We start from the raw sequence: 16,281 nt of genomic DNA on the forward strand, positions 1-16,281 counted from the left end.
TTTATACTTCGGCTCTGAACTTTTCACTTTAGACCATATACGCTAAACTCTAAACTCCGAACCTTTAAGGCGACAGCCGCTCAATCTTCCACGCCCCGTCAGCCTTCTTCGTATAAGCCAACCGGTCGTGCAAGCGGCTGGGGCGGCCTTGCCAGAATTCGACGTAATCGGGTACGACGCGGTAGCCGCCCCAATGTTCGGGCCGGGGGACCGGTTGTCCTTCGAAACGGGCCGTTAATTCGTCGGTTTTGGCTTCCAGGAATGCGCGGTCGGGGATGGTTTCGCTTTGCGCCGAAGCCCAGGCGCCGATCTGGCTCCCGCGGGGGCGCACGGCAAAGTACTCGCTTGATTCGGCATCGGATGTTTTGGCAATCCTCCCTTCTATACGTACCTGTCTTTCAAGTTCTTTCCAGAAAAATGTAAGCGCTACCTGCGGGTTTCCCTCGATTTCCCGGCCCTTTTTGCTGTCGTAATTGGTGAAGAACGAAAAGCCGTTTTCGCCGAGGTCTTTCAGCAGTACGATCCGGCCGGTAGGGCGGCCTTCGGAGGCAGTACTGAGCAGCATTGCATTGGCTTCCGTAATGCCCGCCGCAAGCACCTCGTCGAACCATAACCTGAACTGTTTCAGCGGGTCAGGGTCGAGATCGGATTCCAGCAGGCCTCTGAGTTGATAGTCGTGACGGAGATTTGCAATATTATGGTCCATTGGATACTAATATGTTCAATGTTGGGATGCCAAAAGTAGCCATTTCAAGGGAAAGATTATTAGATTTGTAATCTATAAGAGACCGTACGTACGAAACAAGCATCACGATGGCACAAGAACAACAAGAAGGGGTCAAAAGCGAAGAGCAGGACGACCTGGCACCCAAAACAATTGATACCCTTGAGATTGATCTTAACAATGAGTTGACGGAAGAGCACGAGGAGGAAACGCCTGATGTTGATTACAGCCAATTGTCTAAGGAGCAGCTGGTTAACTTGTTGGAGAACGAACTGGCTGCCGTTCGCGGCGAAGGTGCGACGGCCGGCCAGCTGAAAAAGGCTGAGGCGGTTGCGAAAGGAGTTCGTACGGTCGTGGATCAGATCAAGCAAAAGGACCGCGAGGTAGCGCTCAAAACGTTCGTCGGGGAAACCGGCGGCGAGGATGGCTTCGAATACAAATACGACGCGGAAACCCAAAAAATCGACTCGCTGAGCCGTGAAATCCGGGGTTTGAAAAATGCTTTCTACCAAAGCCAGGAGAAGGAAAAAGAGAAGAATTTCAATGTTAAAACCGCATTGCTCGGCCGCCTGCGTGCGCTTGTGGACGAGGAAGGCACGCGTGAGACGGATGCGAGCGGGCTGAAATCGAGCTGGGAGGAATTCAAGAAGATCCAGGAAGAGTGGAAAGGCGCCGGTAATGTGGCCTCGCCGCACAACGGTACGCTCTGGGCGACTTACAACGCTTTGATCGATCGCTATTTCAGCAACCGCAATATCTATTTCGAACTCAAAGAACTCGACCGTCGTCGCAATGCCGAGCTGAAAGCAGAGTTGTGCGAAAAAGTGGAAGAGCTGGGTAAATCGCTCGAAAGTCGCCCGATGACGCGCGAAATCCTGAATGAAGCCAACCATATTTTCGAGGAATACAAACACCTCGGCCCGGCACCGAAAGAGGATCAGGAAAAGCTTTGGCAGCGGTTTAAAGAGGCGCTGGACGTGTTATATGACGCGCAGCGCGGACAGTTTGCCGAGCAGAAGAAATCGATGCAGGAGAACTATGAGCAAAAGCTGAAAATCTACGAAGCGATTGTTCCGTTCACGACCTACAATTCGGGCAGCATCAAGGAATGGAATGCCAAAACGAAAGATATTATGGCGTTCCAGGACCAATGGGTGGCGCTGAAAGGCATCATGCCGCGCGAGGAAGGCAAGGAGCTCAGCAAGAAGTTCTGGGCGGCGTTGAAGACGTTTTTCAATAATAAAGGCGAATTCTTCCGCCAGCTGGAATCGAAACGCGAGGTGAACCTGGAACAGAAAAACCAGCTTTGCGAAGAAGCGGAAGCCATTCTTTCGGCAGGAGAGGACAATCCGTCCACTACGCAGAAGGTGATCGAGCTGCAAAAGAAATGGAAAGGCATCGGCCAGGTTCCGGAGAAGTTCAAGGATACTATTTACGACCGTTTCAAAAAGGCCTGCGACTCGTATTTCGACCAGAAACGTGCTAAAAACCGCGAAGTAGAGGAAGAATTCGAACAGAACCTGAAACTGAAAACCGACCTCATCGAGCGTATCGAAGCGGCAGCGAAGGATAAGGACGAATCTTCGCTCAATTTGCTGAGCGCATTCAAGTCGGAATGGTCGTCGATAGGGTTTGTACCCAAAAAGGACATGCAAGCCGTTCAGAAGCGTTATATCGCGGCTATTAACACCTATGTAAGCGCCATCGGCCAGCTTTCGACGAAAGAGAAAGAGCAGGCGGTGCTGGAAAGTGAAGTGGAACTGGTGCGCGACGGCGAAAGCAGCCGCAACCTCTATCGTAAGGAAAATGATATCCGCCGTAAGATCACGCAGCTGGAAAACGACATTGCGCTTTGGCAAAACAACATCGAGTTTTTCGCGAAATCGAAAACTTCGGATCGTTTGAAAGCGGAGTTCGAAAGAAAGATCAATAATGCCGTGAGCCAGCTGAATGAGCTGAAACACCAACTGACTATAATTCAGGAAGCTATCTAAAACCTGAAAAAAAAGTTCAAAAAAATACTTTGTAAAGGTTGCATTGTATATCCCGCTCGACTACTTTTGCACCATGATAACGGAATAACAAACGGTATCACAAAGAAAAAAGGCCTCCATAGCTCAGCTGGTAGAGCAACTGACTTGTAATCAGTAGGTCGTTGGTTCGATCCCGACTGGGGGCTCTTGAAAGTAAAGCACTTAACGTTTGTTAAGTGCTTTTTTCGTTTACTGCCATTCCGCTTTTCCTACCGCTTCCTGTTCACCCCGAAAGTATACCCAACCGTCACGTTCGCGAACAGCCCCTTCGTCGCCGGGAAGCCCTGCGGGGCGGCTTTGTAAGTTTCTGTACGGTCGGTTATCTTATTGAAGTAGGTGAGCTCGTTGTTGCCGAGGGATGAGTGGATGTTGGGCCAGTAGCGCACGCTGGGCAGGACGAGGACGCCGGAGAGTGCGTTGGATTGGCGGTGGAAGGGGTAGTAGCGGTAATAGGCCCCGGCGCCCAGCGTGATCGTGTGGTATTTGGCCAACGGCGTGTTTTGCTTCATTTCCCCGTCATAATGCACTTCGTAAAAATGGATTTTCGGTTCGAGCCGGATGTCGAATATTGTCAATCCATTGAGTAGACGAGGATTTGGATTAGTGGTTGGCGGTTTTGCCAAGTTATTGGCAGGTAATATGCCTGATTAACAACGGGTAAGAATTTACACGGTTACTAAAATAGCGCAACGCCCGGCGACTAAATGATGTCCTGTATTTTAAAGCGGCATTCCCGCTTCGCGATAGTCAGTTTACGCACGATCTTCCACCTTTAACAGTTGTCAGCTATGAAAGTATTGTTGAAAAAAGCGGTCATGCTGGTGTTTGGCCCGCCCGTGAAGTACATTATTTCCCAAATGGCGTTGCACAAGGAGACCAACCAGAAGCTGCATGCACTCGAACAGCGGATTCACGACATTTACCCCGACGAGTGGAGACTTAACGAGCATACTTTGCAGGAAATCGAGCGGATCAAGGTCGTTCTTGGCCTGCCGCACGGCCTGAATACGGAGATTTCCAAAAACGATATGATGCTGCTGCATTTCATCAATAACGGTTTCAGCGTGGAAGCCGCCGTGCGTGCGTACCTCGTGCGCGGCGTGAGCCTGCTCGATATGGTGCGCAAAATTGCGGAAAAACGGTGGGGGAGCCGCTGGCCGACGCAGGCCGGGCCGTTCCTGGATTTCGCGTCGGGGTATGGTACCTTGGAGCGATACCTGGTGCATGCGATGCCGGCCGAGGACATTTTTACCGCGGACGTGAAGAAGCACGGGGTCGACTTTCAAACGGAGCATTTCGGCGTGAACGGCATTCATTCTTCATTTATACCCGAAGAATTCCGCCCCGCGATCCGGTTCCAGTTCATTTTCGTGGCGTCGCTGTTCAGCCATTTGCCCGAAGACCTGTTCAAAAAATGGTTGAAACAGCTCTGGAACTGCCTCGCGCCGCAGGGAGTATTCGCATTCACGGTACACGACACGGCATTGTGCCATTCAGACCGGGATTTTATCTATTCGACCCGAAGCGAGGACAGCGACAGCGTGGTCGAAGACAGCATCCGCAATGCCAGCGTTTACGGCACTACTTATGTCAGCGAGCATTATCTGGCCCGCTGCTTTGCCGAATTGGGCCTTACGAAGCAAAATTATACCCGTTACCGCCAGGTTAGTTCCGGCTTGCAAGACATTTATATCGTCAGTAAAGCGCAAGAGTCGTTCGAGAATATCCGGTTCAACGTGTACGACTCGGAGGCGGTATGATCGCGCCAGGGCGCATCTGCCCGTGCTTAGCCCGGGAAACCTTACAATGCATTCACGTAGCCGGAAGGGCTCACGCCAAACTGTTTCTGAAAATCCCGCGAAAAATTGGTCGGTACGCTGTAACCCACCATATCCGCAACCTCATTGATCTTATAATTCTTTTCGGCTAGCAGCTCGGCCGCCTTTTTGAGGCGCGAAAGGTTGATGAGCTCGTTCGGCGTCATGTCTGAAATACCCTTGATTTTCCGGTAAAGGGTAGGGCGGCTCATATTCATTTTGGAAGAAAGCATATCCACATCCAGGTCGCTATCGGCTATGTGGGCGGTGATAATGGCGTTGAGCTGTTCCAAAAAGTCCTTGTCCGCACGTGAGAATGCGATGCCCTTGATGTGCGTGAGCGGCGAGCGAGCGAAGTAATCCTTAATGATGTCGCGGTTTTGGAGCAGGTTGCTGATCTGAGCCGCCAAATGGTCGAGCGAGAACGGTTTTTCGATATAGGCGTCCGCGCCGACTTCCAATCCCTCGATTTTCGAACTGATCGAATTTTTGGCAGTCAGCAGGATGATCGGGATGTGGCTGAAGCGTACGTCGTTCTTCATCTCGCGGCATAATGCGATACCGTCCATCACCGGCATCATAATGTCGCTGATCACCAGATGAATGTTTTCTTCCTGCAACAGCTCAATCGCCTGGCGGCCGTCGCCGGCCCGGAAAATGTTGTAACCCATACCCAGTTCCCTACCGAGGTAGCCAAGTATTTCCGCATTGTCCTCCACGAGCAGCACATTGGGTTTATTCGGGTTGGCCGATACTTCGGGCTCGTCGCCGTTGGCTTGTGCCGCGCCGGGGCCGTCCTCTTTGTTGAGGTCGAGCTCGTAATCCTGGTGAATGGGGATGGAAAGCAGGAAGGTATTCTGGTCGGTTTCAGAGCGTTTCAGTTCCAGCGTGCCTTTGTGCAGCTCGGCCAGCGAGCGCGCCAGCGGCAAGCCGATGCCCGTACCTTGTTCCTTACTATTGCCCTCGGCCCGGTAGAACGGTTCGAAAATGCGGTCCCGGTCGTCGTAGCCGATCAGCGGGCCGTCGTTGGAGAATTCGATATGGAAAAGCAGGTCGTCGCTGTTGAACGGCGAAAGCTTCACTTTGACGCTGCTTTCGGCATATTTGATCGCATTGTTCACGAGATTGCTCGTGATCTTCTTGCACGCTTCCTCGTCCACGAACGCCTGCAAGGTAATGCGGGGCAGTTCCAGTTTATAATGCAGCTGCTTTTGCTCCGCTGCGGGGCGGAACGTCGCGAAAACATCGCTCAGCAGGTCGTTAATATCGGTTTTAGTAAAATTCAAGCTGTAATTATTAGCCTCCGCCTTCCTGAAATCCAGTAGCTGGTTGGTCAGGTCGATGAGGCGGCTGGTATTTTTGTCAATCATATTCAAACTCTCCATCATTTCAGGATCGGACTTCCGGCTCACGAGCAGCTTATCGAGCGGCATTTTAATGAGCGTCAGCGGCGTACGGATCTCGTGCGCCACATTGGTAAAAAAGTCGATCTTGGCATTGTAAATCTCCCGCTCTTTCCCCATTTCGATTGTCTCGATCTGCCGGCGGCTTTTTTCGTGCAGGGCGAGAAAGTAGTAACGGAAAATTACGACAATAATACTCACTATCAGCACTACATAAAACAGGTAGGCCCAGCCGGTAGCCCACAACGGCGGCAATATGGTGATCCCCAGCCTCGTTTCGCGGTTATTCCAAAGACCGTCGCTGTTTGCGCCGCGGATTTTAAGCGTGTAGTCGCCCGGCGGGAGTTTGGAAAAATGTATGCGTCTGCTGCCGTGAAAAGGCACCCATTCGCGCGAAAGGCCTTCGAGCTGGTACTGGTAGCTGTTCTGGTCGGGGATGACGTAGCTCAGTACCGCCACGTCGAAGCTGAGGCTGGAACTCTGGTAGGGCAGGGTGATCTCGCTCGCGTAGATGATCGATCGCTGCAAGGGCGCGTCGGGCTGCCGGATGTCCACGTCGCGGTTGTTGACCTGCAAGCGGGTAATGTAAACGGGTGGTACGAAACGGTTGCGCAGCAACGCGGCCGGTTTGAAACCCACCATCCCGGCCACGGTACCGAAATACAGCGTGCCGTCGGCGTCCTTATACGACGAATTGTAGTTGAATTGGTCGGTTGGCAGGCCGTTGCCCATGTGAAAATTGGTGAAACGGTCGGTGCGGCCGTCGAGCTTCGCGAGCCCGCGCGAGGTGGATACCCAGAAATCGCCCGCGTCGTCTTCCAGGATACGGAACACCTGGTTATCGGGCAGCCCGTTGGTAATGCGGTAATTGCGGAATTTGCCCGTTGCGGGATTGTACCGCGACAGCCCGTGCTCGGTGCAGAGCCAAATGCTTTTGTCTGAGCTTTGATAGAGGCTGTTCACGTAGTTGTCCGGCAGTCCCGCAGGCTGGTCGGCGCGGTATTGCAGGCGTCCCTGTTTCAGGGTTTTGGGATTAAAATAATATACCCCACGGCCGTAGCTTGCCACCCAGAGCGTACCTTCGGCATCCTCGTGAATGCTCTGGACCTGCATATTGAAATAGGGCATCCTGGTAAAATCGTCGGTGGCGCGGTTGTATTTGCACAGGCCCATCCACGTACCCGCGAGAATGTCGCCCGAGCGGGTTTTGTACATCGTTACAATGAAGTTGCTGCTCAGCGACCTGGGGTCTGAGGATGCATTGTAATGCCGGATCACACGCTCCGTTTTGAGGTCGACCACGTCCAGGCCGTGCTCGTAAGTGCCCACCCACAGTTCGTCGCCGTCGGCTACCATGCCGTGGAGGTTGCGGTAGGAAATGCTGCCGGGGCGGCCGTCGGGCAGGAATGCCTTAAACCGGCCTGTGCGGACGTCGAGGCGGTTCAGGCCAGCGTCTTCGGTGCCTACCCACAGGCGGCCATGCCGGTCTTTCGTGATTTCGTGGACAATGCTGCCGCTGATGCTGTTGCCGGGTGTAGGAAAAAACTTGCGGAAGTTGTTGAACTGGCCCGAATAGTAATTGATCCCGCCAAATTGCGTCGTGATCCAGATGCCGCCCTCACGGTCGCGAAGGATGGAATTGACGATGTTATCGGTGATGGAATAGCGGTTGAACTGCTCCCGGACAATATGCTGCGAACGCCGGGCCGGCAGGTCGAGAATGTACAATCCCGATTCGGTACCGAGCCAAAATTCGGCGTCGTTCCGTTGGAAAATGGTGTGCACCTGTACGTCCTCGCCGGGCATTCCGGCCGCCGTGAGGTTACGGGCCTGTTTCGTCATGAAATTCAGCAGTAACACCTTCTTCATCGAACCGATCAGCAACGCCGAGTCGCCCACGGCATGGAGCGTCATCGATCCGTAAATGTCCCGCACGCCCGACAACGCGCCCACATCGTACGCTTCGAAGCGGCCGGTAGCCGGGCGGTACTGGCGCACCACGCCATTGTTGCACGCCACCCACACCACGCCGGCGGGCGATACATGCAGAGATACCGGCTGGTCGCCCCCGAGGTCGATACGTGCGACGCGGCCCGTGCGCAAATGGTAGCGGTAAAGCCGCAGGTCGGAAATGATCCAGATGTTGCCGTTGCGGTCGCCGCGGATTTCGAGCACCTCGCCGGGAGGGATCAGCCGGAATGCTTCAAAACGCTCGCGCACGGGGTCGTAGCGGTACACACCCTTGTGCGTGCCCACCCAGAGCTTTTCGGACACATCTTCGCATAATGCAAAAATAGAGTTGCTCCCGATGCTGAGTGAATCGCCGGCTACGCTCTGGAAAATGCGGAACGAATGGCCGTCGAAGCGGTTGAGGCCATTGCGGCTCGCAAACCACATGAAGCCCTTTTTGTCCTGAACCATTTTCCCCACCGCATTGCCCGAAAGGCCATCGGAAACCTGGTAATTACGGAAATAGAAAGGAGTTTCCTGCGCGACCGTCCCCACGTGCACGAGGACAAAAAGCAGGAGGAAAAGATATGTTCTCACCAATATGATTCTTCAATAAAAGCCATTTTCCGGCACAACCGCTGCATAAAGATATCCCACTAAAATCATAGTTAAATCATAAAAATTTCCGGTGAGACATTTTGATCTGAAATTGAGACAAAACGATCATCCGGTTATTTCCGAAAGCCTGAACTTCGCAGCATTCTTAATTAATCCAATATTATAACTAAAAAGTAACAACGCTGCCGCGTCAATCACCTATTAATCCTTCATGAGAATGAATTTATACAAAATGACCGGCCGGGGCAAACGGCTGCGACCGGTGCGGCACTCGCTCGCCCGGGCCACCAACTGGTTCGGCTGCGTGCTGATGACGCTCTGGGCTTTCCAGGCCGCCGCACAAACCGTGCAGATTTCCGGCAAAGTGTCCGACAACCAGGGCGCCCTGCCGGGCGTCGCGATCCTCGAAAAGGGGACGAACAACGGAACGGTATCCGGTACCGACGGCACATTTCAATTGCAGGTCAGCAGCGCCAATGCCACGCTGGCCGTCTCCAATGTGGGCTATGTGACCCAGGAAATCGGCATTGCGGGGAAAACTTCCCTTGAAATCGTGCTCGTGGAAGACCAGAAAACTTTGAACGAGGTAGTCGTAATCGGCTATGGTTCCCTCAACAAGAAGGAGGTTTCCAGCGCCATTACGCACCTTTCGGCCAAGGATTTGCTCCGCACGGGCGGTAACAACCCGCTGATGGCCATTCAGGGCAAGGTTGCGGGGCTTTCGGTGACCAACACCGCTGCGGCCGATCCCAACTCGTCGCCTAGCATTCAGCTGCGCGGGGCGTCGTCACGGAGCGCGGGCCTGGGGCCATTGTTTGTCATCAACGGCGTGCCGGGTGGTAACATCGACAACATCAACCAGAACGAGATCGAGTCGATCGACGTACTGAAAGGCGGTGCGGCGTCGGCCATTTACGGTACGCGCGGCAGCAACGGGGTGATCGTGATCACGACCAAAAAGGGAACGGCGGACTCACGTATATTCTACGACGGTTATACCACATTCGACTTCCCGACCAACCAACTGAATGTACTTTCAAAAGACGACTTCCTGAAAAACAAGCGCGGCGTCGATTTCGGCGGTAATACCAACTGGATGAAGGAGGTAGCGCGTAACCCGTCGTTTTCGCACAAGCATACCCTCCAATTTTCGGGCGGTAATGGCAAGACCAACTATTTCACCTCGCTCGATTACCGCGATGCCAACGGTATCGACCTCCGTTCGGCGAAACGCGAGTACGGCGGCCGCATTAATATCAACCATAAATCGGCCAACAACCTGATCGAGCTCGCATTTACCGCTGCGCCGCGCTATACCAAAACCAGCGACGCCGATTACAGCGGTTTCAACTACGCACTGACCCTGAACCCGACGCTTTCCGTCCACGACTCAACCGGCAAGTACGCTTATCTGACATCCGGATTCTTTGCCAACAACCCGGTTGAAGTCGCACGGGGCGTGAAGTCGGACCGGGAGTATAAGCTGATGGATATGAATGGTTCTGCGAAACTGAATATCCTTGAAAACCTGAACACCGTCGTGACGATCGGGCAGGTAAGCTCTTCGATGCGCAGATACTTGTTCACACCATCGACGCTGACGACCGTCATCAACGGAAGCAAACGCAATACGGGCGAGCAGATCCTCGAAGAAAACGACCAGAAAAGCTTTGAATGGATCGGCAACTATTACCTGGATGTGAACAAGCATTCGGTGAAGTTGCTCGGCGGTTATTCATTCCAGTATTTTACGTCGTCGGGGTTCAATGCGAAGAATGAGAATTTTCCTTCCAATGTATTGACCTATAATAACCTCGGCAGCGGGTTGTGGAACTTGCAGCAGGGGATCAACAACGTAGGTTCATATAAAAACTCTTCCAAACTGATCGCATTCTTCGGTCGTTTGAACTACGATTTTGACCAGAAATACTACCTGTCGGCCAGCTTGCGCCGCGAGGGTTCTTCGAAATTCGGCTATTCCAACAAATGGGGTTATTTCCCGGCGGCATCGCTGGCATGGCGTGTCTCGCAGGAAAGCTTCCTGAAAAACGTGCGCTGGCTGAACGAGCTGAAACTCCGCGCCGACTATGGCGAAACGGGTAACCAGGATTTTGGCAACTACCTTTCGCTCGATACCTACGGCGGCTACGGGTACTACCTCTACAATGGCACCAACTACCAGGTGTGGGGCCCTAATCAGAATACCAACTACGACCTGCGCTGGGAAAAAGCGGCCAACTTCAATGCAGGCGTCGATTTCGAATTGTTCGGCAGCAGGCTGTCCGGTAGCTTGAACTACTACATCCGCACGAACCGCGACCTGCTGGGTAACTATAATGTGTCCAACCCACCGAACATCCAGGGACAAACATTTGCCAACGTGGGTACCATGCGGAATACCGGTTTTGAATTGCAATTGAACGCCAATGTGCTCCGGAAAGGTGATTTTAGCTATGATCTCGGATTTACAGGTGCATATAATAACAACAAGTTTGTGTCCTTCTCGAATGCGTTGTTTAAAGGCCAGAAGTACGTCGATGTAGTGGGTATGCCTGCGCCGGGCAGCCCGGGTACGCTGCAACGCTTGCAGGAAGATACGCGCATCGGGAGTTTCTACGCGCTCAAATCCGCTGGTGTGAACGAACAGGGTGCATTGCTGGTGTACAACAAAAAAGGCGAGGTGATCCCTGGAAACCAGGCTACCAACGACGACAAGCAGTTTGTAGGGAACGGTTTGCCGAAGTTTACAATGGGTCTTTCCAATAATTTTAAATACAAAAACTGGGACCTGAGCGTGTTCCTCCGCGGCTCATTTGGATATAAGTTGTTCAATACCTACGCTTTCTACCTCGGTACGCCGGCCACGCAGGAGAATGCCAATGTGCTGACGTCGGCCTACGACGGCGGCAAATATTCGAAGCTGACCAGTCCGACGACCTATTCGACGCTGTCGGATTATTTCCTCGAATCGGGTGGGTTTTTGAAGGTCGACAACGTGACGCTGAGCTATACCCAGCCGATCCAGACAAAATTCCTGCAATCGGTTCGGATTTATGCGACTACGCGCAACCTGGCTACTTTCACGAAGTTTACCGGCGGCGATCCCGACCTGATCAACGTGAACGGCCTCTATCCGGGCGTGAACAAAAACGGCGACAACAACGGTACGCTCGATTACTACCCGTCGACCACCCAGTTGCTCCTTGGCGTACAGCTCACCTTCTAATTTTTTGAAATACCAATGAAAAGGAACCACATATTGAAATATACGTCTCAGATAGGAGCGGGCATGCTGCTGCTGGCGACGGTAGGCTGTACCAACCTCGATGAGGAATTGTACGACCGCATTACCTCCGGAAACTTCCTGCAAACCCGCGAGGACGTGACGCGCGACTTCCTGCGTGCATTCGAGCACAGCTATTGGAGCATCCAGGGCGGCAGCACGTTCATGTTGCAGGAAAACAGCTCCGACGAAATCATGACGCCGAACCGCCAGGGCGACTGGTTCGACGGCGGGCAGTTCCAGCGCGTGCATTACCACACCTGGACGCCGAACGACGGCTTCACGTCTGACCCCTGGAATGCATTGTACGGCGGCGTAACGCTGGCGACCAACTCGCTGGAAGACTTGCAGGGCATTACCGACCCCACGAAATTCGATATGACGCAAGCCGAGCTCGACGGCATGATTGCCGAGCTGCGCACATTGCGCGCCTGGCTTAACCTCCGGTTGTTCGACTTTTACCGCAACATCGTGATCGTCACGAAAGTGAAGGGAGAAACGACGGGCGGTCCGCAGGTGACCCCGCAGGAAGCTTTTGCGTTCATTGAAAATGAATTGAAAGAATCACTGCCGAAACTGCCGACGGTACAGAGCTTGGGCGAAAATGCGGTAGGCCGCTGGACGCAGGGCGGGGCGGTGTCGCTGCTCGTGCGCCTGTACCTGAATGCGAAAGTGTACACCGGCACCGACCGTTTCGCGGATTGCGCCAAACTTTGCCAGGAAATGATCGACGGCAAATATGGCACCTACGCCCTCGAAACCCGCTGGGACGCGCCGTTCGACTACAACAATGCCAAATCGAAAGAGACGGTATTCGGTTTCCCCGGAAGTTTCGGCCTCACGCACTGGCAATATGACGGCGGGATGTATTTCTGGATGCTGCCGAACCTGGCGCCGAGCTACTTCGGGTTCACCGATTTCGGCAATGCCAATCCTAAGTATGCCATGCAGCCAGGCCTCGATGTGGATGGTAAGGAATATCCCTTCGCGCTGGGCAAGCCTTTCGTGAAGTTCCAGAAGTACCCGGATGATGTCCGTTTGAAAAAATATAAGAACCTGGGTAATACGAAACGCGAGGGAATGTTCCTGCACGGCTACCTCACCTATACCAATTCGGCCGGCAAACCGGATACGGTCCGCGGTTTTAAAGGTCCTTATGCGCTGTATTTCAGGGACCAGGTGGGTAAATTCCTCGACGCGAAACCAGGGACGCCTATCGCCGATAAAACCTCGAATATGAACAATGCGGATAACAATTCGGGTATTTTCCCTGTGAAGTACCCGTTCTACCCGAGCGACGACGCGAACAAGATTTCGTCGGCCTACGCCGAGATCCGTTTCGCGGAAATCTACTACTCGCTGGCCGAATGCAAATACCGGGCGGGCGACAAAGCCGGTGCGGCCGCATTGCTGAATGCCGTGCGCAAGCGTAATTACCCGACCGGCTCGCCAAGCCTTTACAAGGCCGACGGCACGCAGCTTACCGACCAGGAAATGCTCGACGAATGGGGCCGCGAATTCCTCGTGGAGGGCCGCCGCCGCACCGATATGATCCGCTGGGGTGTGTTCAACAAAGGCACCTGGTGGGACAAGACGGCCGACGCCGACAACCATACCGAGATTTTCCCGATCGGACAAACTGTGCTGAACTCGTCACCCCAGCTGAAACAGAATCCCGGATATTGATTGATTGATAAGCATGGTCAATAATTCTAAATCCAATTTGAATTGAAATTGATTTAGAAAGATTTTAACTAAAACCGATGAACAAGCGCCGCGGGCGGCTTTTTTACGAACAAAATGCCGACAGCACGCTCTACTACGCATTGCAGGCCCGGCAAGTGGCTTTTCGCCACGATTATGACCAGGGCCTGGCCGACGCGACCAACAACCTCGGCGTCGTGTTCGATATCAAAGGCAATATCCAGCTTGCATTGCGGTATTATAACGATGCCTACAATCAATATGTGGCGCTGGGCGATTCGTCGAACATCGTGCAGACGCTGATGAACATCGGCTCTGTGTACAATGTGAGCGGCCGCGACGATAAGGCGCAATCGCATTACGACCGCGCGATGACGCTCGGCGACCGCATCGAACACGACTCCGTTACAGCGATCCTCATTTACAACTACATTTTGCTTTACCCGCAAAAATTTACCAATGCGAAACGCACCGCGTTGATCGACAGGGCTTACGGTATTGCCAAAAAGTATAGCGATGTCCGTCTGGAACTGGCCATCGACCAGCTGCGGGCCGTCGAACTGATTTCCGGCGGGCAGCGGGATAAGGGCCTGCTCCTGCTCGAAAACACCCTCGACCGCGCCCTGGCATTGGAGCTGAACTACCTCAGTATGGATCTCCTGCTCGACCTGGGCGACCTGTACCTGGCCGGAGATCGGGACAGGGCTATCGGCTTTTATACCAAAGCGTTAAGCCTGGCGGAACAAAAGAATTACCGCATGTACGCGCGCGACGTGTGCAGGAAGCTGTATGATTACTATATGTCTCAAAAGGACAACACTGACGCATTCGTTTACAGCCGGAAATTATTGAAGCTATATGAGGAACAGGCTGAAATCGACCGCGTTTCGGGGATCGATTACATTGAATATGCCGTGAAGGACCAGCAGCTGATTTCGGCGCAGCTGAAATCCAGGTACAATGCCACGATGGCCTGGCTGGCGGTCGCAGTGTGCGTGCTCACGCTCCTGGTCATCGTCATCCTGTGGCGGAGCTGGAAGCTCAGCAAAAACACGAACCGGATGCTCACCATGCAGTTCCGGCAACTGGAAACGACGAGCGACGCGTTGGAAAAAAGCAACCAGAACTACGCGCGGCTGATCAAAATCGTGGCGCACGACCTCCGAAATCCCATCGGCGGCATCAATGCGCTTTGTTCGCTGTTGCAGGACGAGGATACGAGCAGCGAGGAGGCCCGGCAATACGTAGACCTCATCCGCGAGTCGAGCACGAGCTGCCTGCATATGATCAGCGACCTGCTTCAAACCGATTTTGACTTCAAAGAAACCGAATTACAGAAGAAGCCGGTGGACCTGCCGGTGTTCCTGGATCACGCCATCATGCTGCTCACGTTCCGCGCGGCCGAGAAAAACCAGCGGCTCGTGCTCGACGAACTGCCTTCCGTGACGATCAATGCCGACCCGGACAAGCTTCTGCGCGTACTTAATAATCTGATTGTGAATGCGATCAAATTCAGTGCGGAGGGTGAAACGATCCGTGTGAATGTGTCGCACGACGACAAAGGCGTCACCATCGCGATCGAGGATAATGGATTAGGCATTCCCAAAACAGCCATACCAGGGATTTTCGACCCGTTTACCACTTCCAAAAGAGCCGGTACGGCGGGCGAGCAGGCATTTGGGCTGGGTCTGTATATTTCCAAACAGATCGTCGAGGCGCATGGCGGGCGGATCTGGTTCGAAACCGAGGAGGGGGACGGTACCACCTTCTATATTTTCCTGCCGGGGGAGAATGTAGGCACACTCTCCCCGGCCTGAATGGTACCGGAATGCGCCGTTACTTCTGCTTGATTTTTTCGTCGTAGCTCTTTTTCAGATCGGCGACGGCCTTGTCGTACCCGGCCTTATCGAAGAATGCTTCCGGGAGGTACGGGTCGGTAGGCCTGTGTTTTTCGTGCAGGCGAAACTGGCTCGCGTGGGAGGCCAGCCAGATGTCGAACTGCTCGTTTTTCATCGTCGCCAGCGTTTTGGCATAATCTTTTCCTACCTCAGGGTAGCCGGGCATGCCCGAGAGTTTGGTTTCGTCGAGAATACTCGGCATGTTGGCGATCAGGACTTTGTATGCCCGTTTTTCGTCCCGCACCGTGAACGAAAAGCTGCTCGCGCCGGGCGTGTGGCCCGGGTGGTGGAGCAGTTTGACCTGCATGGTACCGAGCTTGATGATCTCCCCGTTTTTCAGCAGCTGATCCGCCTGTACCGGCTCGAAGCTCGCACCGTGCGAACCGAGCGAATAATCGGAAGCACCACCGTCGGCCAGGGCTTTGGCGTCTTTTTCCTGGATCATCAGCTTGGCCCCCGTGGCCTTTTTAATGGCGGCCATACCTGCCACATGGTCGTAATGCGCGTGCGTGGCGAGCAGGATCTTAATGTCCGCGAATTTGAAACCGAGGGCTTCAATGTGCTTTCGGATCTGCGGTACCGACGATTCCAGGCCGGTATTGATCAGGATATGGCCTTTCGGCGTGGCGATGAGGTAGCAGGCGAGGTCGTAAGTGCCTACATAATACAGGTTCCCGGCAATGCGGAACGGGCGGTAATCCTTAGACCATTCGGCCTGCACAAATGGCGGTTTCCAGGTTTTGTTTTGGGCCAGGGTGACTATGGGAGTGAAAAGCGCCCCGGCGATGAGCGTTGTAGCAAGTTTTCTTCTGAGTGTCGGCATAGGATTGATGGTAAGGCGGCAAAGATAA

Annotated in this window: 9 protein-coding genes and 1 tRNA gene; 6 read left to right on the plus strand and 4 right to left on the minus strand. The window is 53.6% G+C overall.

Annotated features, from left to right (window positions below):
* Window positions 1-64: 64 nt before the first annotated feature.
* Window positions 65-706 carry a pyridoxamine 5'-phosphate oxidase gene (gene pdxH / locus H144_RS0126395; protein ID WP_019945124.1) on the minus strand — a complete coding sequence of 214 codons (642 nt, stop codon included), beginning with the start codon at window positions 704-706 and terminating at the stop codon, window positions 65-67.
* 107 nt (window positions 707-813) lie between these two features.
* On the opposite strand from pdxH, the gene H144_RS0126400 reads away from it, so the two are divergent.
* The gene (locus H144_RS0126400; protein ID WP_019945125.1) at window positions 814-2,718 is read left to right on the plus strand and encodes a DUF349 domain-containing protein; all 1,905 of its coding nucleotides are present in this window, start codon (window positions 814-816) and stop codon (window positions 2,716-2,718) included.
* Window positions 2,719-2,830: 112 nt separating this feature from the next.
* A tRNA-Thr gene (locus H144_RS0126405) sits at window positions 2,831-2,903 on the plus strand.
* A 63-nt stretch (window positions 2,904-2,966) separates the two neighbouring features.
* Here the strand turns inward: H144_RS0126405 and H144_RS0126410 are convergent.
* On the minus strand, window positions 2,967-3,332 hold the full coding sequence (locus tag H144_RS0126410; RefSeq protein ID WP_019945126.1) for a hypothetical protein: 366 nt from the start codon (window positions 3,330-3,332) through the stop codon (window positions 2,967-2,969).
* Window positions 3,333-3,545: 213 nt separating this feature from the next.
* Between H144_RS0126410 and H144_RS0126415 the strand changes: the two genes are divergently transcribed.
* A complete protein-coding gene (locus H144_RS0126415) occupies window positions 3,546-4,517 on the plus strand; it encodes a methyltransferase domain-containing protein (protein ID WP_019945127.1) in 972 nt (323 codons plus the stop codon).
* Window positions 4,518-4,558: 41 nt separating this feature from the next.
* Here the strand turns inward: H144_RS0126415 and H144_RS0126420 are convergent, their stop codons facing one another.
* Window positions 4,559-8,524 (minus strand): hybrid sensor histidine kinase/response regulator transcription factor, encoded by a 3,966-nt coding sequence (locus H144_RS0126420; protein ID WP_026351017.1) that lies wholly within the window; start codon window positions 8,522-8,524, stop codon window positions 4,559-4,561.
* A 238-nt stretch (window positions 8,525-8,762) separates the two neighbouring features.
* Here H144_RS0126420 and H144_RS0126425 point away from each other — a divergent pair, with 238 nt between their 5' ends.
* The 3 genes from H144_RS0126425 (at window position 8,763) to H144_RS0126435 (ending at window position 15,349) form a co-directional block, all read left to right on the plus strand.
* Window positions 8,763-11,771 (plus strand): SusC/RagA family TonB-linked outer membrane protein, encoded by a 3,009-nt coding sequence (locus H144_RS0126425; RefSeq protein ID WP_019945129.1) that lies wholly within the window; start codon window positions 8,763-8,765, stop codon window positions 11,769-11,771.
* A 15-nt stretch (window positions 11,772-11,786) separates the two neighbouring features.
* On the plus strand, window positions 11,787-13,514 hold the full coding sequence (locus H144_RS0126430; protein ID WP_051100192.1) for a RagB/SusD family nutrient uptake outer membrane protein: 1,728 nt from the start codon (window positions 11,787-11,789) through the stop codon (window positions 13,512-13,514).
* 77 nt (window positions 13,515-13,591) lie between these two features.
* A complete protein-coding gene (locus H144_RS0126435) occupies window positions 13,592-15,349 on the plus strand; it encodes a tetratricopeptide repeat-containing sensor histidine kinase (protein WP_019945131.1) in 1,758 nt (585 codons plus the stop codon).
* Between the two features lie 19 nt (window positions 15,350-15,368).
* On the opposite strand, the gene bla is transcribed toward H144_RS0126435, so the two are convergent.
* Window positions 15,369-16,253 carry a subclass B3 metallo-beta-lactamase gene (gene bla / locus H144_RS0126440; RefSeq protein WP_019945132.1) on the minus strand — a complete coding sequence of 295 codons (885 nt, stop codon included), beginning with the start codon at window positions 16,251-16,253 and terminating at the stop codon, window positions 15,369-15,371.
* Window positions 16,254-16,281 lie beyond the last annotated feature (28 nt).

It is taken from the genome of Dyadobacter beijingensis DSM 21582 (assembly GCF_000382205.1).
In the GTDB taxonomy this organism is placed as follows: domain Bacteria; phylum Bacteroidota; class Bacteroidia; order Cytophagales; family Spirosomataceae; genus Dyadobacter; species Dyadobacter beijingensis.

Excerpts from the sequence above, each read along its gene's own strand:
- pdxH (WP_019945124.1), bottom strand. The coding sequence starts at position 706 with ATGGACCATAATATTGCAAATCTCCGTCACGACTATCAACTCAGAGGC.
- H144_RS0126400 (WP_019945125.1), top strand. The coding sequence starts at position 814 with ATGGCACAAGAACAACAAGAAGGGGTCAAAAGCGAAGAGCAGGACGAC.
- H144_RS0126415 (WP_019945127.1), top strand. The coding sequence starts at position 3,546 with ATGAAAGTATTGTTGAAAAAAGCGGTCATGCTGGTGTTTGGCCCGCCC.
- H144_RS0126425 (WP_019945129.1), top strand. The coding sequence starts at position 8,763 with ATGAATTTATACAAAATGACCGGCCGGGGCAAACGGCTGCGACCGGTG.
- H144_RS0126430 (WP_051100192.1), top strand. The coding sequence starts at position 11,787 with ATGAAAAGGAACCACATATTGAAATATACGTCTCAGATAGGAGCGGGC.
- H144_RS0126435 (WP_019945131.1), top strand. The coding sequence starts at position 13,592 with ATGAACAAGCGCCGCGGGCGGCTTTTTTACGAACAAAATGCCGACAGC.
- bla (WP_019945132.1), bottom strand. The coding sequence starts at position 16,253 with ATGCCGACACTCAGAAGAAAACTTGCTACAACGCTCATCGCCGGGGCG.